The sequence below is a fragment of the Sphingobium sp. DN12 genome (assembly GCF_051058005.1).
In the GTDB taxonomy this organism is placed as follows: domain Bacteria; phylum Pseudomonadota; class Alphaproteobacteria; order Sphingomonadales; family Sphingomonadaceae; genus Sphingobium; species Sphingobium yanoikuyae.
In genome coordinates, this window is record NZ_CP173717.1 from 3017454 (window position 1) to 3034302 (window position 16849).

The following is a 16849-nucleotide window of genomic DNA, read 5'->3' on the forward strand; positions in this document are numbered from 1 at the left end:
TGGGGCATTATCATGTAGCGGGTTCCGCTGGCCTGTCACGCGAAACAAGCCGGCTTCTGGCGCCGTGGATCAGGTGGAAGACCAGCAATGCGACGAATGGCATGGCAAGCCCCAGCAGCAGCGTCGCGGACAGGCGCGGCCAGTGCTTTTCCACGGCCTTGAGCGGATAGGAGAGCAGGCCGAGCGCATAATAGCTGACGGCAACCGTCGACAGCCCCTCGACCAGTTGCTGAAGCTGGAGCTGCATCCGCGCGCTGCGGTCCATCGAGGCGAGCAGGCGGCCATTCTGGTTTTCGATATGGGTTTCGATCCGGGTGCGCAGCAGGGCGGTGAACTGCGCCGCGCGGCCGTTGAGCAGCGCCAGCCGATCGGTCAGCGCCGCGCAGGTACGCACGGCAGGCCAGAGCCGCCTTTCGGTGAAGTCGGCGAGCGAACGATGGCCGGCGATCGGCACGACATCCAGTTCGGCGAGGCGACTGGCGACGATCCGGCCATAGACAGCGGTCGCGCTCATCCGATAGGCGCAGCCGCTGTCGATCGACAATATGTCGGCGGACAACTGGATCAGTCGCCCCAGCAGCACATCGTCGCGCACCTCGCCGGCGGCCAGCGCCCGGCCGACCTGCTCCAGCGCCTGTTCCAGCCAGTCGAGATCGGCCCAGGCCGTGCGCGCGGGCGGCAGGCCGAGCAGCGCCAGATTGCGATAATTGCCCAGTTCCTGCAGCCGCTGGACGCAGCGGGCGAGGTCGCCGGGCAGCAGGCCATTGGCGGCCACCACCATCCGGCCATAGCCATCATCATGGATGCGGAAATCGGTCCAGATGCGCGCGCCGCCACCGACATGGCAGGTGACGAGCTGGCCCGCCGGGAAACCGGCACTGGCCACCAGCTCCGCGGCGGCGCCCTCATCCGCGACGATCGCCAGCCGCACGGCGCGGATCACCGCACCCGGCAGATATTCGGCCCAGGCGATCGCGGCACGGGCGTCGGCCGCGTCGGGAAAATCCCAGCCGACCGGATCGCTGCCGCCGCGCACCAGGGTGACCGTGCTGGCCTCGCTATGCTGTTCCCAGTGAAGATGGATGTCGGCGCCCAGCCGGGTCTCGCGATGGCGGCTGTCATGCCCTGGACGCAGATCGCCCGGCATGGCGGGCACGGCCGCCAGTTCGGCCGTGCGCGCGTCCGCATCGAGCAGGCGGACAAGCTGGATCATCCGTGCCGGGACCGTCAGCGCAGGTTCGCGGCGCAACTGCATCTCACCCACCACCTGCGAGCGCAGCGCATGTTCGGTGAAGCGCCGCTCAGCCACCACGCGCCGGCTCTCCAGCGGCTTCCAGCAGATCCGCCTCCGCATCGGTGAAGACGCGCGAGCGGACGATGAAGCGCTGCCCCTCAGGGCTTTCGAGCGACATGCCGGCGCCCCGCCCCGGCACCACGTCGATCGTCACCTGGGTATGGCGCCAATATTCGAACTGGGCCGCGCCGATCCACACCGGCACATCGCCCGCGACATGGCCCAGCAGCACATCCTGCGGGCCGACCCGGAACTCGCCGCGCGGGAAGCACATCGGCGCGGAACCATCGCAGCAGCCGCCCGACTGGTGGAACATCAGTGGGCCATGCTGGTCGGTCAGGCGCGCGATCAGCGCGTCGGCCGCGGGCGTGGCGAGAATGCGGGCAGGACAATCGGCCATCGATCCGATCCTTCAGAACCAAAACCGCCAAAGGCAAAACAGGCAGAAGCAAAGCTGGCGGGCATCCGGGGGAGGATGCCCGCCAAAGGTGCGGAGCGCCAAGAAAGGAGAGAGAAGGGGCGCTCCGCTGTGGATCCGTCAGAAGAAGCCCAGCGCCTTGGGGCTGTAACTGACCAGCAGATTCTTGGTCTGCTGATAATGGTCGAGCATCATCTTGTGATTTTCGCGGCCGATGCCCGACTGCTTGTAGCCGCCAAAGGCCGCATGGGCCGGATAGGCGTGGTAGCAGTTGGTCCAGACGCGACCGGCCTGGATGCCCCGACCCATGCGATAGGCACGGGCGCCGTCGCGGGTCCACACGCCTGCGCCCAGGCCGTAGAGCGTGTCATTGGCGATGGCGAGCGCCTCCGCCTCATCCTTGAAGGTGGTGACGGCCAGCACCGGGCCGAAAATCTCCTCCTGGAAAATGCGCATCCTGTTATGGCCCTTGAGCACGGTGGGCGTCACATAGAAGCCATCGGCCAGTTCGCCGTCATGGGTGGCGCGATCGCCGCCGGTCAGCACTTGTGCGCCCTCTTCCTTGCCGATCGCGATGTAGGAGAGTATCTTTTCGAGCTGGTCGTTCGACGCCTGGGCGCCGATCATCGTCGAAGGATCGAGCGGGCTGCCCTGCTTGATCGCCTTTACCCGCGCGATCGCCCGTTCGATGAACTTTTCGTAGATCGATTCCTGGATCAGCGCGCGGCTGGGGCAGGTGCAGACCTCGCCCTGGTTGAGCGCGAACATGGCGAAGCCTTCGAGGCATTTGTCGAAATAATCATCGTCCGCATCCATCACATCCTCGAAGAAGATGTTGGGCGACTTGCCGCCCAGTTCCAGCGTGACGGGGATCAGGTTTTCCGACGCATATTGCATGATCAGGCGGCCGGTCGTGGTCTCGCCGGTGAAGGCGATCTTGGCTATCCGCTTGTTCGACGCCAGCGGCTTGCCCGCTTCCACGCCGAAACCGTTGACGATGTTGAGCACGCCCGGTGGCAGCAGGTCGCCGATGATCTCGGCCAGCACCAGCACCGACATCGGCGTCTGCTCGGCAGGCTTGAGCACGATGCAGTTGCCGGCGGCGAGCGCGGGCGCCAGCTTCCACACCGCCATCAGGATCGGGAAGTTCCAGGGAATGATCTGGCCGACGACGCCCAACGGCTCGTGGAAATGATAGGCGATGGTGTCATGGTCGATCTCGCTGATCGATCCTTCCTGGGCGCGGGCGCAGCCGGCGAAATAGCGGAAATGATCGATGGCGAGCGGAATGTCGGCATGGGTGGTTTCGCGGATCGGCTTGCCATTGTCGATCGTCTCGGCCAGCGCGATGAGGTCAAGATTGGCCTCCATGCGATCGGCCATCTTGAGCAGGATGTTGGACCGCTCGGTCGACGACATCTTGCCCCAGGCGTCCTTGGCGGCATGGGCAGCGTCGAGCGCGGCCTCGATATCCTCCGCCGTGCCGCGCGCGACCTGGCACACGACCTGGCCGGTGACCGGCGAGATATTGTCGAAATACTGGCCCCTGGCCGGTGCCGTCCACTGCCCGCCGATATAATTGTCGTAGCGGTCGCGGATCAGGGTCTGGCCGGCAAATTTATCCAGCGCCTGTTGCAGCATCATCTTGTCTCCTGGGTCGATTTTGTGATCGTCTTTCAGCCTTCAGAAGATGGCAAAGCAGGCCGCCGGTGCAATTGGACCTTCGGTCGGATCGCCCCGTCTGCGGGACGAGGCGGGCATGAGACGCGACCTGTGCCAGCCCCTCGACAGCGACCCGACGGGCTGCTCTATCTGACAGCCCCTGCCCTGCCCGGAGAGATTTCCCCCATGTTCCAAGTTTCCCACCTGGTCATCGTCGGTGGCGGGTTCAGCGGCACGCTGCTGGCGATCAACCTGCTGCGCTACGGGACGATGCGGGTGACATTGGTCGAGCGGCGGCCCGAACGGCTGGGCAAGGGTGTCGCGTTCGGCAGCGCCCTGCCCGATCATATCCTCAACGTCCGCGCCGGCAACATGAGCGCCTTTCCCGACCAGCCGGGCCATTTCGCGCAATGGCTGGCGGAGACGAGCGGCGGATCGGACGCCAGCTTCGCGACGCGGGCGACCTATGGCCGCTATCTTTCCGCGCTGCTGGACAAGACCCGCGCCGAGGCGGGTGACCGGCTGGACGTGATCGATGATGCGGCGGTCGACATCCGCATGACCGGCGATGGCTGTGTCGTCGAACTCGCGTCGGGCAAGACGCTGGCGGCCGATGCGGTGGCGCTGGCGCCCGGCAATCTGCCGCCGCATGACCTGCCGCCATTTCGGGACAAGGCGCCCCCGCTCTATGTGTCCGAACCCTGGGGCGCGGGCATTGCCGAGGGGCTGACGCCGAGCGACAAGATACTGCTATTGGGCACGGGCCTGACCGCGGTGGATTGCGCGCAGACGCTGGACAGCGCGGGTTTTCGCGGATCGATCCTGGCGCTGTCGCGGCGCGGGCTGGTGCCGCACAGCCATGCGCCGGCCATGCCCTTCCCCGCCCTGCGCGAGCGGCCCGCCGCCCATTGCGCTGGGCTGGTCCGCACCATCCGCCAGCGGGCCGATGCGGTCGGCTGGCGCCGCGCGGTCGATGAGCTGCGCCCCTTCACCCAGGATATATGGCGGGCGGCCTCCCCGGTCGAACGGGCGCGCTTCCTGCGCCACGCCCGACCCTATTGGGACGTGCATCGCCACCGCATCGCGCCGCAGGTGGCCGAACGGATCGCCGCGATGCAGGCGAGCGGGCGGCTGCGGATCGCGGCGGGCCGGATCATCGGCGCGCAGGACGCCGACCAAGGGCTGATCGTGCAATGGCGGCCGCGCGGCGGCGAACAGGTGCAGGAAATCCGGGTGGCGCGGGTGGTCAATTGCACCGGGCCGCTGGCCGACCTTGGCCGGACCGACGACGTGCTGCTGCGCCGGCTGGCGGATCGCGGCGCGATCCGGCCGGATGCGCTGGCGATCGGCATCGACACCAACCGGCAGGGCCATGCCATCGCACGCGACGGCAGCGCGCAGGAGCGGCTGCTGGTGGTCGGGCCGATGACGCGCGGCGCCCATTGGGAGATCGTCGCCGTGCCCGATATTCGCCGCCATAGCTGGGACATGGCGCGCGCGCTGACCGGCGCGCAATGGGTGGAGGCGGAAGGGCTTTAGTGCAAATTCCGATCCGACTGCGTCAGATCGGTTGCTCTAAGTTTTTGGTTTAACGCGTTTTCCGAGTCATGAGGTGATTCCACCTGATTAGAAAACGCTCTAAACCGGCAGCTCGACCTGCGCGCGCAGCCCGCCATCGGGCGCGCGCGCCAGCGACACCTGGCCCTGATGCGCCTGCGCTGCCGACTGGACGATCGACAGCCCCAGACCCACGCCGCCGGTGCTGCGGTTGCGCGAGGGTTCGCCGCGATAGAAGGGCTCGAAGGCGCGGGCGATATCGGCCTGCTCCATGCCCGGCCCGTCATCCTCGATCGTGACGATCGCCCGCCCCTCGTCGCGCATCACCCGCACCCGCGCGCGGTCGCCATATTTGATCGCATTGTCGATCAGGTTGGTGAACAACCGTTTGAGCAGAATCATGTCGCCCGCGATGATGACAGGCTCCGCGCCCAGCAGGGTCACGTCGCGGCCCATGTCGGCGAAATCATCGACCAGTCCCTCGACCAGCAGGCCAAGGTCGAGCGGTTCCTTGAGGCGGGGGCGGTTTTCATTGTCGACGAAGTCCAGCGTCGTGCCGATCAGCGCCTCCATCTGGCGGATTTCCTCCTCGGCCGCGATCCGGACCGGCGCGGGCGCGGCTGTGAGGTGGAAATGGAGGCGCGACAGCGGCGTGCGCAGATCATGCGCGATCGCGCCGACGACCGAGGTTCGTTCGCGCACATAGCGGGCGATGCGCGCCTGCATCTCGTTGATCGATTGCGCCGCCAGCCGGATCTCGCTCGGCCCGTCGAGCGGGATCGGCTGTTCCTCCTGCCCTGCCCCCATCCGCTCGGCCGAGGCGGCGAAGGCGCGGATCGGGCGGGTCAGCCGCGCGCTGAACCAGAGGCTGAGCGGCACCACCAGCAGTATGCCGACGAGGAAGGCATATTGGCCGAGCAGACGCCAGAGCGACCGACCGCCCCGCGCTTCCCGCGTGATCATCCGCCACTGACCGTCGGGCTGGTGGATCGCGGCGGTGAAGGTGCCCAGGATGAAGGGATCAGCAACGCCATCGGGGCCGTAGAGCTGCATCTCCTCGACGAACTGCCCGATCCGCTCGCGATCGCCGGGGTCGAGGCGGATGCGGACATCGGCCGCAGGCAGGCTGAGGCGCCGGGCCAGCAGCGCGGCGATCAGCCGATCGGCCGGGTCGGTCGATGCCGGCGGCGCGGCGGCCTGCCGCACCTCATGCACCACCGGCTCGTCGCGCAGCAGGGGCTGGCCATGGACGATGCGGGCAATCTCATAGACCGACAGCGGCACCCGTTCGGGCGGAATGAAATAGAGCAGCAGGGTGAGGCTGAAGGCGGTCAGCGTCAGGATCACGACCAGGGCCAGCGCCAGCAGATGGGCGTGGATCGAATTGGCCCAGCGCAGGAAGCCCGCCTTCATCCGCGCTGCACCGGCGCCTGGAAGATATAGCCTTCGGACCGGACGGTGTGGATCAGTTCGCCGCGCGCGCGGGTGCCGAGCTTGCGGCGCAAGCGGCTGACCTGGGTGTCGATCGCCCGGTCGAACACATCGGCATCCTCGCCGCGCGCCAGTTCGACCAGCGCGTCGCGGTTCAATATCTGCTGGGGATGCTCGATGAAGGCGAGCAGCAGGGCGAACTCCCCTTCCGACAGGCTGATGATGATGCCAGCCGGATCGCGCAGCACCCGGCGCACCGGATCGAGCTGCCACCCTTCGAAATGATAATGGGCCAGCACCGGCTGGCGGGTGTCGGCGACCGGACGGCGGCGGCGCTGCAGCGCACGGATGCGGGCGAGCAGCTCGCGCGGCGACAGCGGCTTGGGCAGATAATCGTCGGCGCCCATTTCCAGGCCGGTGATCCGGTCCCCCTCCGTCCCCAGTGCCGACACCATGATGATGCCGGCATCCTGCTGTCCCGCGAGCGAACGGGCGATCGACAGCCCGTCCTCGCCCGGCATCATGACGTCGAGGACGATGATGTCGACCGGCTGATGGGCAAGGATGGCCCGCATCGCCGGGCCATCGGCCGCTTCGCTGACGACATAGCCTTCCTGCATCAGGAAAGCGCGGACGAGCGCGCGCAGCGACGGATCGTCATCGACGATCAGGATATGCGTGTCGCCCGGCGCGCTGTCGCCTGTCAGCTTCGCTGTCACCCTTATCTCTCCTCTTCCCATTCCGCCCCTTCTAGCCGCCGGCCCGCGCCGGATTTTGTCAGGATCGACACAAAGGGCGGAATAAGCGCCCGCATTCTGCGCCGATTTTGTCGGCGCTGACAAATTAATCCGCCGCCCCCCTGCTAGAAGGATCGCACAAGAGGACCGGAGCAACCGGGCCGGCAGGGAAGAGGAGTGGGCCGCATGGCGGCAAGCCATCATCATGTCCGTCACTGGAGCCGCCGATCGGCGCTGGGCCTTATCGCCTGCGTGCCGCTGGGGCTGGCGAGCATGGCCAATGCCGCCGAGTGCGTCGATCCGGCCAGCCTTTCGGCCGCGCAGAAGAGCATGCGCAAGTCGCTGGGCTTTCGCACGTCGAACGATGCGACCAAGCGCTGCGGCCTGTGCGCCTTCTTCACCGCCGCGCAGCCGGGTTGCGGCAAATGCGCGCTGCTGAGCGGCGGCATCGTGCCGGCCGAGGGCGTGTGCGACAGCTGGGCGAAGAAGAGCTGATGGCGAACCCCGCGCGCCAATATGTCTGGGATCTGCCCATCCGCCTGTTTCACTGGGCGCTGGTCGGCCTGATCGGCTTTTCCTGGTGGAGCGCGGAAACCTATCACATGGACTGGCATCGCCTGTCGGGTCAGGCCGTGCTGTTCCTGATCGCCTTTCGCCTGATCTGGGGCCTGATCGGATCGGGGCCGGCGCGCTTTGCCCAGTTCCTGCGCGGGCCGCGGGCAATCATCGCCTATCTGACCGGCCGTACGCCTGCTGCGCCGGGCCATAATCCGCTGGGCGGCTGGAGCGTGGTGGCGATGCTGCTGGCGCTGTCGGTGCAGGTCGGCACCGGCCTGTTCGCGGTCGATATCGACGGCATCGAATCCGGGCCGCTGTCGCATCTGGTCGATTTCGATCAGGGCCGGCTCGCCTCCGACATCCATGGCATCAGCTTCACCATCCTGCAGATGCTGATCGGCCTGCATGTCCTGGCGGTGCTGTTCTACCTGCTGGTGCGCCGCCGCAACCTGATCGGGCCGATGGTCAGCGGCAGGGCGAAAGTGACCGGCGAGCCGGTGGCGGTGCGGCGCGCGTCACCTGTCGCCTTCGCTGTCGCCATCCTGCTGGCGGGCACGCTTGCCTGGTGGGTCTTTGCCGATCCGATGCTGTGACAGACATGAAAGGGACGAGGATGAGGATACACGATACAGCGCGGATGAAACGGCCGATCGCGATGCTGGCGCTGCTCTGCGCGGCGCCGCTGGCGGCGGCGCCCGGCGATATCGTCGCCACCCGGATCGCGGGTTTCCGCGAGGTCGGCGCGGCGTTCAAGAATATCAATGACGAGCTGAAATCGCCCACGCCGCAAACCTATGTAATCCAGATTTCGGCGCGGCAGATCCGCGATTATGCGCGCCAGCAGCAGGGCTGGTTCCCGGCCGGCAGCGGCCCGAAGCCCGGCGTCAAGACGGCGGCCAAGCCGGAAATCTGGAGCCAGCCGGCCGCATTCAAGGCGGCGCAGGACGGCTTCACCGCGCAGGCCAACAGCTTCGCCACCGTCGCGGCGAGCGGCGACGTGGCGAAGATGCGGGCGGCGGCCAAGACGCTGGGGCAAAGCTGTGGCACCTGCCACCGCAGCTTCCGCGTCGAGGAGAAACGCTGATGTGGCGCGGGGCGGCCGCGATCCTGTGGCTGGTGCAGCCGGCCGCGCTTTGGGCGCAGGCCGCCGACCTGCCGCCCGAGGCGGCGAGCGGCGAGCCGCTGCCGGCCGGCGTCAGCGTCCGCAAGGTCGGCGAGCAGAACATCTATGTCGATGCCCATGGCCGCACCCTCTATGGCATGGATATGCGCGCCGTGACGGGGAGGACCGGGCATCAGCCGCTCTGGTGTTCGGGTGATTGCCTGACCCAATGGACGCCGCTGGCCGCGCCCGCCAAGGCGGAGATCGTGCCTGCACCGCCCGAGTTCGGCGGCGATCGCAAGGCGCCCCGACTGAAGCAGGACGGCGCCGACTGGATCGTGATGCAGGGGCCGAGCGGGCCGCAATGGGTCTATAAGCGGGTAAATCTGGTCTTCACCCGTGCCGGCGAACGGCCCGGCACGATCGGGCATGAGGGCGAGGACGGCCTCGTCTGGAACAGCCTCAAATATATGCCGGCCGCGCCCAAAATCGAGGCGCCGGCCGATGTGACGGCGCGGCTGGTGGACGGGCGCTATCTGCTGGTCGATGGCCAGGGCAATTTGCTGGTGACGCATAAGGGCAAGGCTTGCGGTTCGGCCTGCGCCAACTGGCGCGTCTTCCCGGCGGGCATGGCGCGACGGGGCATGGGCGCCTGGACCGTGCGGCCCGATGGCGACCGCGCCCAATGGGCCTATCGCGACCGGCCGGTCTTCACCATCGCGGGCGACGACCCGGCGGACATTCCCGCCGAGGCCGAACCGCTGATCCCATGACATTTCGCAAGGAGAGGATGATCGTGCAGAATCATCGCAAACTGATCCTGCTGCTGGGCGCGCTGCCGCTCGCGGCGTCGGTGCCGGCATCGGTGTCAGCGCAGGGGGATGCCCCCGCAAAACCCGCAGCACTGCCCGCCCCGCCGGCCAATGGCGAGATGGGTTTCGTCGTCAGCCATTTCGCGCCCGCCATCTATCAGGGCAAGGAGGATTGCCCGCAGGGCCTGGCCGCCACCCTACGCGAAAATTATCTCCAGACCCAGCCGGCGGGCGAGCGGACGCGGCTGCTGGAAAAGGCGAACGAGAAGGAACTGACCGCGCGCTGGACCGGCTATGCCTTCGGACCCGACAATCTCAACATCTGCACCCATCCCGACAAGTTCGACCGGCCGCCCCAGCGCATGGTTCAAGGCAAGGTCGCACAGGGACTGAACCTGGACGATGATGCGGGTGGCGCGGCGGCGGACGACAGCTGCGGCCATGCCAATTTTACCGGGCCAGCCGGCGAGCCGGGCGTCGACAACCAGATGTGGCGGGCAATGGGCTGCGTGCGGACCTGGCGCGGGGTCGACGGCACGGGCGGCGATATCGTCAAGGGCCTGACCCAGTTTCTGGTCAGCGGCGAACATAGCCAGGTGCTGCTGCTGACCGGCGTCGACAGTCTGGAGAATGATCCCGACGTGACGGTGATCTACGCCAATACCGAGGATCGGGCGGTGGTGGATTCGCGCCAGAATTTCATTCCCGGCGCCAGCTACAGCGTCACCGCCAATGCCGATCATCGCAATATGCTGAAAGGGCGGATCGTCAACGGCGTGCTGACCACCGAACCGGCCCATATCCGTCTGAAGCAGAATTGGGGGCAAGGGTCGGAGCGGGACATTCGTGGCCGGCGCAACGAATATGATTTCACCAAAGCGCGGCTGCGCTTCACCTTCCAGTCGGACGGATCGATCAAGGGCATCGTCGGCGGTTATCAGCCGATCTGGAACGTGATGGCGAGCGCCTCGGTCGGTGGCGAGGGCGCGGCGACCACGGCAGGCTATGACTGCGCCGCCATGTATGCCGCCTTGAAGGCAATGGCCGATGGCGATCGCGATCCGGCGACCGGCCAATGCCGCCGCATTTCCAGCGGCATGGAGGCCTGGGCCGTGCCCGCCTTCGTCACCGACCGCCTGCCCCAGGCCAAGGTGGCGCAGCGATGAGCCGGCCGTTTCGCCACAGGGCGCGCTGGACGCTGCTCGCCGGGTTGCTGCTGAGCGCCTGCACGGTCGAGAAGGCGCCGCAGACCGCCGCCACGCCCGACGCCAGCTTCGCGCCCTTGAAGACGCCGCTGGGCCAGGTGGCGGGGATGCGCCGCCTGACCGAAGCGCAATATCGCAACAGCATCGCGGATATTTTCGGCCCCGACATCAAGGTCGCCGGCCGGTTCGAGCCGATCGTGCGGCCGGTGCATGAGCTGATCGCGACCGGCGCCAGCGCATCGACCATATCGCCCGCCGGGCTGGAGCAGTTCGACGCGATGGCGCGGAACATCGCCGCGCAGGTGTTCGCGCCGGATCGCCGCACCCAGTTCATGCCCTGCGTCCCGCGCGATGCGGCCGCGCCCGATGCCGATTGCGCCGCACGGACGCTGATGCCGATCGGTCGCTACCTGTTTCGCCGGCCGATGACTCAGGAGGAGATCGGCGCCTTCGTCATGATGGCCGGCAAGGGCGCTGGCGATGGCCAGGGCTTCTATGACGGGATGCAGCTGGCCCTCGCCGCCATGCTGGTATCGCCACAATTCCTCTACATCATCGAGAGCGCCGAGCCCGACCCGGAGGCGCCCGGCAGCCTGCGGCTCGACAACCATGCCCGCGCCGCGCGGCTGAGCTATCTGCTGTGGAACACGACGCCCAATGAGGCGCTGCTGCGCGCGGCCGACGAGGGCAAGCTGACCGATCCGGCCCAGCTTGCGGCGATCGCGCAGAAGATGGTGCGTTCGCCCCGGCTGGAGGATGGCGTGCGCGCCTTCTTCGCCGACATGCTGCTGTTCGAGAAGTTCGACGAAATGGCCAAGGACCAGATCGTCTATCCCCGCTTCAACCCCGATGTGGCGTCGGCCCTGTCCGAACAGATGCTGCGCATGATCGTCGACCAGCTGGTGACGCGGCAGGGCGATTATCGCGACCTGTTCACCACCCGGCGGACCTTCATCAACCGGGCGCTGGGGCCGCTCTATCAGGCCAAGGTGTCCAGCATGCAGGGCTGGATGCCCTATGAATTTGCCGATGGCGACGATCGCGCCGGGCTGCTGGGCCAGGCCGGTTTCCTGGCGCTCTATTCCCATTCGGGCCGCAGTTCGCCGACCCTGCGCGGCCGGGCGATCCGCGAGCTGCTGCTGTGCCAGCCGGTGCCCAACCCGCCAGGCAACGTCAATTTCACCGCCGTGCAGGATGTCGGCAACAAGGCGATGCCGACCGCGCGCATTCGCCTGAACGCCCATAACAGCGATCCGGTCTGTGCCGCCTGCCACAAGATCACCGACCCGCTAGGCCTGCCGCTGGAGCGGTTCGACGGCATCGGCGCCTTCCGCCGGACCGAGAATGACGCGCCGATCGATACCGCCGGCGTGTTTGAGGGCACGGCCTTTCAGGGCAATGTCGGCCTGGGCCAGGCGCTGGCGGCGAGCAAGTCGACCACCGAATGCGTCGCCGGCCGCGCCTTCCAATATGCGACCGGGCGTATGCCGGAAGATGAGGAGGCGACGGCCATGGCGCTGGAACAGGGCTTCGCCGCCGACGGCTATCGCATCCAGGCGCTGTTCCTGCGCGTCGCGACCATGGCCGATGCCTATCGCGTCAGCACCCCACCGCTGGCCAAGCCGCAGGTCGCGATGATGACCAGCCCGCATATCCGCGAAGGAGACCGCCCATGAGCTTCACCCTCGATCGCCGCACTGCGCTGCGCGGCATGGTCAACGGCATGGCCGTGGCCGTCGGCCTGCCGCTGCTCGATATCTTCCTCGACGGCAACGGCACCGCCATGGCGGCGACCGGCGCGCCGATGCCGATCCGTTTCGGCACCTGGTTCTGGGGGCTGGGCGTCAATCCGCCGCGCTGGTTTCCCAGCGCCGCCGGCAAGGATTATGAGCTGAAGGTCGAGCTGGCCTCGATCGAGGCGCTCAAGCACAAGGTCAATATCCTGGGCGATTTCACCCTGCCGCTCGATGGCAAGCCCAACCTGCCGCACATCAGCGGCGGCATCGGCATCCGCACCGGCATGGCGATCGATTCCGACCGGGGCCTGCCGGGGCCGTCCTTCGACGTGTCGATCGGCGATGTGATCGGCACCCGTACCCGTTTCCGCTCGATCGAACTGTCGGCGACCGGCGATCCGCGCAATTCGCTGTCCGGGCGCGGCAATGGCAATCTCAACCCGGCGGAAGTGTCGCCCGCCGCCCTGTATACAAGGCTGTTCGGCGCGGGCTTCCATGATCCCAACAGCGCGACCTTCACCCCCGATCCGGCGGTCATGGCGCGGCGCAGTGTCCTGTCCGGCGTGTCCGACCAGCGGCAGGCGCTGGAGGCGCGGCTGGGCGCGGCCGACAGGCAGCGGCTCGACCAGTATTTCACCTCGCTGCGGCAGCTTGAAAACCAGCTCGACGTGCAACTGACCAAGCCGGCACCGATGCAGGCCTGTGTCGTCCCGCCCAAGGTGCCCGACCTGCCCGTCAATGCCGAGATCGAGAATGTCATGCGCAATCACGAGATCATGACCGACCTGCTGGTAATGGCGATGGCCTGCGACAATGTCCGCCTGTTCAACATGAACTTCAACAATGGCGCATCGTCGCTGACGCGCGTGGGCAGCACCATCACCCATCATCAGCTGACCCATGAGGAGGTGCTGGACAACCGGCTGGGCTATCAGCCCGAAGTCACCTTCTATGTCGACAAGTGCATGGAGGCCTGGACCTATTTCATCAAGGCGATGGATGCGGTGAAGGAAGGCGACCGCACCCTGCTGGATAACAGCCTGGTCTTTGCCCATAGCGAGACCGAGTTCGCCAAATTCCACACCATCGACAATATCCCGATGATGACGGCCGGATCGGCCGGCGGACGCATCCATACCGGCCAATATATCACCGGCGACGGATCGCCGGTCAGCCGGGTCGGCCTGACCCTGCAACAGGCGATGGGCGTGCCGGTCGACCGTTGGGGCACAGGCAGTCTGGAGACGAACAAGATCATCCCCGGACTGATAGTTTGATCCCCTATTCCACCCGCGCCGCGTAAAGGCCGTGGTGCGACAGCATGAACAGGGTCTTGCCGTCCGGGCCGCCGAACAGCAGCTGTAGCGGCCGTTCGGGCACATCGATCCGACCGATCGGCTTGCCGTCGGGCGCGTAGACGAAGACCTGGCCATTGGCGACATAGACCCGGCCCTGCGCGTCGCTCACCACGCCCTCCCCGCCACGATCGGCGAAGGGCTTGAGGTCGATCAGCGTACCGTTGCCGGCGACCAGCGCGCTATAGGTGCGGTTTTCCGATCCGTTGGTGACATAGATGCGCTGGCCCGGCTTGCCCTGAACGAAGCCATAGCTGTCGAGCGTGTGGGAGAAGCGCAGGCCGCGATGGTCGACCGGTCCCTGGGCGAAGACGCGCCAGGCCGGCAGGGCGATGCTGCCGTCGGGCGAGACATAGGCCTGCGCATTGGACTGGGCGGTATCGCGGGCGAACATGTCGGCAAGCGTGGTGAACTGATAGGTCTTGGGATCGATCTGGTCTCTGAACTCGCCATTCACCCACCAGTTGACCGGGAAGATGGTGGCGACAGCGCCCTGCCCCGCAGGCGTCGCCGGGATGACGCTGACCTGCGTGTCGGGCGCACCGGGGGTGACGCTGTAGACGGTGCCGTTGCGGCCATAGGAAGAGAGAACGAGCAGATTGCCCGACTTGTCGATGGTCAGGTTGATCGGATCGAGCGCGGCGTCGCGGATCATCTCCAGCCGGCCCGCGTCGGACCAGCGCCAGATGCGCTGGAAGAAACGGTCGATGAAATAGAGCCGGCCCTGTGCGTCCACCGCGCCGCCGCCCAGGCCATAGAAGCCGTCAGCGAGCTTCTCCACGCTGGCGCCGCCGAAGGTCGAGGGGGCGACCGGATCGGGTTTCGCCGGCACGTCCAGCACAGCGAATTCGCGTTCGCGCACTTCCAGGCCGTGGGTGATGTCCTGAATCGCATTCTCGAACGGATATTTGGTGAGGCGCAGGAAGGTGCCGCAGCCATTTTCATCGCAGGTGCCGACCCCGCTTTCCGCGTTCACATGGACGTTGCGGAAGCGGATGTCGTGGGAATTGTAGAGCGACACGGCGGTCGGCGCAGGCTTGCGCGTGCGGGTGACGCGATAGCCGTGGAAATTGGCGACCAGGATGTTACGGGAGTCGCGGATTTCGAGCGCGACGGCATCGCCGCTCTCGCCCGCCTCCCCCTCGGTCTGGGGCGCCAGCAATTCCCAGTTTGCGACGCGGTTGAGGCCGATTTCGGTGCGGACATGATGTTCGACCGAGGCCTGGATCAACCGGCCCGGCGTGTCCGTGTCGGAGATCAAGATGCCCGGATGGCCGAAGGTGCTGGGACTCCAGATATTGGCGAAGGTGCCTCCGCCCCCCTGCGTCACCCAGAGGCTGGCATATTGGCCACCCCAGCGGCGCGATGCATCGGGATCGGCGGTGGCGTTGTTGTTGTAGGGGGTGCGCCGGCTGCCGTCGAAGGCATCGGTGCCATGGCCGCCCTGGAACTTGACGTCGTTGACCATGGAACTGGCGCCGGCCTTCCACAACAGGCCGGTCGCGCGCGGATTGGCGCCATTGGTGTCGAGCGCCAGGCCGGCGACGATCGCGTCACCGCCCTGCGCGCTTTCAATGAGCGCCTTGGGTGCGCCGACGCCCTGGAAGGCAGGCGTGCCATCGGGCAGGACGATCTGGGTCAGGCTGGGGTGGAGGCCAAGCAGCACCGTGTCGGCGCGCAGCCGCAACGTATCGCTGACCTTGTAGAAGCCGGCGGGGAGGTAGACGACGCGATGGCCGTCGATCGCCTTTTGCAGCACGGCGGTGTCGTCCGTGCTATTGTCGCCCTTCGCCCCCAAGGTGCGGACATTCACCCATTCGGCGACGGGCGGCAACGGGCGAATGGCGGGCGCGCCGGGCGCCGGCAGGCCGGCGATCGGCTGCGCCTGCATGTCGGTCTTGTAGTCGCCGATCCGGCCAAGGCCCGGCAGGGTCAGGCCATGGGTGAAGGAGGAGACCTTGTAAGCCTTCCCCTGCCCCGCCACCGTCCGGCCGCTTTCGCGGAAGCGGGCAAAGGTGGGCGTGTTGGCGGCCAGCACATTCTGGAAGCCGATCTGGGTATAGACATTCTTCTCGTTGGAGATGATGACGCCGGCCTTCGACACATTTTCGAACCGGACATCCTGGCCCCAGAGCCAGTCGCCATAGCCCCGGTCAATCTCGATCCCGACCGGCACATTGCGGAAAGCGACATTGAGCAGGGTCAGCCCCGCCTCATGCTCGCGAATGGCGGCGTCGCGCTGTCCCTCGAACGTGGCATCGACCAGGGCGAAGGGCCAGGCCGGCGAGGTCTTTTCCGCGAGGATGCCATAGCGGCCGCCCTTGAAGTGCAGATCCTCCGCCTCGTTGGCGACATGGTAGAGGCCGGCGAGGCCCGATCCGATGTCGAAATCGACATGGCTGACGAAACTGTGCTGGGCGGAATGGAAGCGGATCGCGGTCGCCGCCGGATTGCCGTCCATGATGCGGAAATCGATATTGCCGAGCGCGGAATAGAAGGTGCCCGGATTGGCGTCGGCAATTGTCTTGTCGAACGGCACGCTGCCGGCCGGCGGGAAGGCCGCGGGCCAGCTTTCCTTGTCGGTCTGGCGCTTGCCGCCGGTGAAGATCAGCATATGGGCGACGCCGCGTTGGAAACCGGGCGTGTTGGCGCCGAGCAGGATCACCGGGCGCTGGGCGCCGATGCCAAAGATGCGCACACCCGGCCACAGTAACAGGGTGCGGCTGATGCGATAGGTGCCCTGGGGCAGGAAGACGATGCCGCCGCCGGGCGTCGCGGCGGCGGCATCGAGCGCCTGCTGGATCGCGGCGCTGTCATCGGCGCGGCCATCGCCCACGGCCTTCACCGTCACGGCGCGCGCATCGTCGGGCATGGCGGTATAGACGGACGGGGAAGCGGCGGCGGGCTGTGCTGCGGCAAGGCACAGCAGGACGGATGCGCAGGCTCCGCTCAATCCACGATACATCTATCAGGCTCCGTAAA

Annotated in this window: 14 protein-coding genes; 8 read left to right on the top strand and 6 right to left on the bottom strand. The window is 66.9% G+C overall.

Features of this window, described 5'->3' with window-relative positions:
- Window positions 1–10 precede the first annotated feature (10 nt).
- The 3 genes from ACI6S0_RS14315 to adh all read right to left on the bottom strand — a co-directional run bounded on the left by ACI6S0_RS14315 (window position 11) and on the right by adh (window position 3353).
- Window positions 11–1312: a DUF3422 family protein gene (locus ACI6S0_RS14315; RefSeq protein WP_434403456.1), complete on the bottom strand. Its 1302-nt coding sequence runs from the start codon at window positions 1310–1312 to the stop codon at window positions 11–13.
- On the bottom strand, window positions 1302–1694 hold the full coding sequence (locus tag ACI6S0_RS14320; protein ID WP_004208356.1) for a DUF779 domain-containing protein: 393 nt from the start codon (window positions 1692–1694) through the stop codon (window positions 1302–1304). Before ACI6S0_RS14320 ends, ACI6S0_RS14315 begins: the two co-directional genes overlap by 11 nt.
- A gap of 138 nt (window positions 1695–1832) precedes the next feature.
- A complete protein-coding gene (adh, locus tag ACI6S0_RS14325) occupies window positions 1833–3353 on the bottom strand; it encodes an aldehyde dehydrogenase (protein WP_434405952.1) in 1521 nt (506 codons plus the stop codon).
- A 207-nt stretch (window positions 3354–3560) separates the two neighbouring features.
- On the opposite strand from adh, the gene ACI6S0_RS14330 reads away from it, so the two are divergent.
- Window positions 3561–4913: an FAD/NAD(P)-binding protein gene (locus tag ACI6S0_RS14330; protein ID WP_434403457.1), complete on the top strand. Its 1353-nt coding sequence runs from the start codon at window positions 3561–3563 to the stop codon at window positions 4911–4913.
- A 99-nt stretch (window positions 4914–5012) separates the two neighbouring features.
- On the opposite strand, the gene ACI6S0_RS14335 is transcribed toward ACI6S0_RS14330, so the two are convergent.
- Both ACI6S0_RS14335 and ACI6S0_RS14340 read right to left on the bottom strand, forming a co-directional pair.
- Window positions 5013–6344: a sensor histidine kinase gene (locus ACI6S0_RS14335; protein WP_434403458.1), complete on the bottom strand. Its 1332-nt coding sequence runs from the start codon at window positions 6342–6344 to the stop codon at window positions 5013–5015.
- The gene (locus ACI6S0_RS14340; RefSeq protein ID WP_004208361.1) at window positions 6341–7081 is read right to left on the bottom strand and encodes a response regulator; all 741 of its coding nucleotides are present in this window, start codon (window positions 7079–7081) and stop codon (window positions 6341–6343) included. The genes ACI6S0_RS14335 and ACI6S0_RS14340 overlap by 4 nt, the downstream gene beginning before the upstream one ends.
- Window positions 7082–7285: 204 nt before the next feature.
- Between ACI6S0_RS14340 and ACI6S0_RS14345 the strand changes: the two genes are divergently transcribed.
- Genes ACI6S0_RS14345 through ACI6S0_RS14375 form a run of 7 tightly spaced genes read left to right on the top strand, consistent with a single transcriptional unit; the run spans window position 7286 to window position 13789 of the window.
- Complete coding sequence (locus ACI6S0_RS14345) at window positions 7286–7594, top strand: high-potential iron-sulfur protein (RefSeq protein ID WP_037509087.1); 309 nt, start codon at window positions 7286–7288, stop codon at window positions 7592–7594.
- A complete protein-coding gene (locus tag ACI6S0_RS14350) occupies window positions 7594–8250 on the top strand; it encodes a cytochrome b/b6 domain-containing protein (RefSeq protein ID WP_434403459.1) in 657 nt (218 codons plus the stop codon). The genes ACI6S0_RS14345 and ACI6S0_RS14350 overlap by 1 nt, the downstream gene beginning before the upstream one ends.
- Before the next feature lie 20 nt (window positions 8251–8270).
- Complete coding sequence (locus ACI6S0_RS14355) at window positions 8271–8741, top strand: c-type cytochrome (protein ID WP_434403460.1); 471 nt, start codon at window positions 8271–8273, stop codon at window positions 8739–8741.
- On the top strand, window positions 8741–9532 hold the full coding sequence (locus ACI6S0_RS14360) for a hypothetical protein (protein ID WP_434403461.1): 792 nt from the start codon (window positions 8741–8743) through the stop codon (window positions 9530–9532). The genes ACI6S0_RS14355 and ACI6S0_RS14360 overlap by 1 nt, the downstream gene beginning before the upstream one ends.
- A gap of 17 nt (window positions 9533–9549) precedes the next feature.
- On the top strand, window positions 9550–10737 hold the full coding sequence (locus ACI6S0_RS14365) for a hypothetical protein (protein ID WP_434403462.1): 1188 nt from the start codon (window positions 9550–9552) through the stop codon (window positions 10735–10737).
- On the top strand, window positions 10734–12452 hold the full coding sequence (locus ACI6S0_RS14370) for a DUF1592 domain-containing protein (protein ID WP_434403463.1): 1719 nt from the start codon (window positions 10734–10736) through the stop codon (window positions 12450–12452). The genes ACI6S0_RS14365 and ACI6S0_RS14370 overlap by 4 nt, the downstream gene beginning before the upstream one ends.
- Complete coding sequence (locus ACI6S0_RS14375; protein WP_010338474.1) at window positions 12449–13789, top strand: DUF1552 domain-containing protein; 1341 nt, start codon at window positions 12449–12451, stop codon at window positions 13787–13789. The genes ACI6S0_RS14370 and ACI6S0_RS14375 overlap by 4 nt, the downstream gene beginning before the upstream one ends.
- Before the next feature lie 4 nt (window positions 13790–13793).
- Here ACI6S0_RS14375 and ACI6S0_RS14380 read toward each other — a convergent pair whose 3' ends face one another.
- Entirely contained in the window at window positions 13794–16832 is a 3039-nt protein-coding gene (locus ACI6S0_RS14380; protein ID WP_434403464.1) for a glycosyl hydrolase family 28-related protein, read from the bottom strand.
- Between the last annotated feature and the right edge of the window lie 17 nt (window positions 16833–16849).

What these genes read in the sequence shown, in the direction of transcription:
- ACI6S0_RS14320 (WP_004208356.1), bottom strand. Translation starts at nt 1,694, where the DNA reads ATGGCCGATTGTCCTGCCCGCATTCTCGCCACGCCCGCGGCCGACGCG.
- adh (WP_434405952.1), bottom strand. Translation starts at nt 3,353, where the DNA reads ATGCTGCAACAGGCGCTGGATAAATTTGCCGGCCAGACCCTGATCCGC.
- ACI6S0_RS14330 (WP_434403457.1), top strand. Translation starts at nt 3,561, where the DNA reads ATGTTCCAAGTTTCCCACCTGGTCATCGTCGGTGGCGGGTTCAGCGGC.
- ACI6S0_RS14335 (WP_434403458.1), bottom strand. Translation starts at nt 6,344, where the DNA reads ATGAAGGCGGGCTTCCTGCGCTGGGCCAATTCGATCCACGCCCATCTG.
- ACI6S0_RS14345 (WP_037509087.1), top strand. Translation starts at nt 7,286, where the DNA reads ATGGCGGCAAGCCATCATCATGTCCGTCACTGGAGCCGCCGATCGGCG.
- ACI6S0_RS14350 (WP_434403459.1), top strand. Translation starts at nt 7,594, where the DNA reads ATGGCGAACCCCGCGCGCCAATATGTCTGGGATCTGCCCATCCGCCTG.
- ACI6S0_RS14355 (WP_434403460.1), top strand. Translation starts at nt 8,271, where the DNA reads ATGAGGATACACGATACAGCGCGGATGAAACGGCCGATCGCGATGCTG.
- ACI6S0_RS14360 (WP_434403461.1), top strand. Translation starts at nt 8,741, where the DNA reads ATGTGGCGCGGGGCGGCCGCGATCCTGTGGCTGGTGCAGCCGGCCGCG.
- ACI6S0_RS14365 (WP_434403462.1), top strand. Translation starts at nt 9,550, where the DNA reads ATGATCGTGCAGAATCATCGCAAACTGATCCTGCTGCTGGGCGCGCTG.
- ACI6S0_RS14370 (WP_434403463.1), top strand. Translation starts at nt 10,734, where the DNA reads ATGAGCCGGCCGTTTCGCCACAGGGCGCGCTGGACGCTGCTCGCCGGG.
- ACI6S0_RS14375 (WP_010338474.1), top strand. Translation starts at nt 12,449, where the DNA reads ATGAGCTTCACCCTCGATCGCCGCACTGCGCTGCGCGGCATGGTCAAC.
- ACI6S0_RS14380 (WP_434403464.1), bottom strand. Translation starts at nt 16,832, where the DNA reads ATGTATCGTGGATTGAGCGGAGCCTGCGCATCCGTCCTGCTGTGCCTT.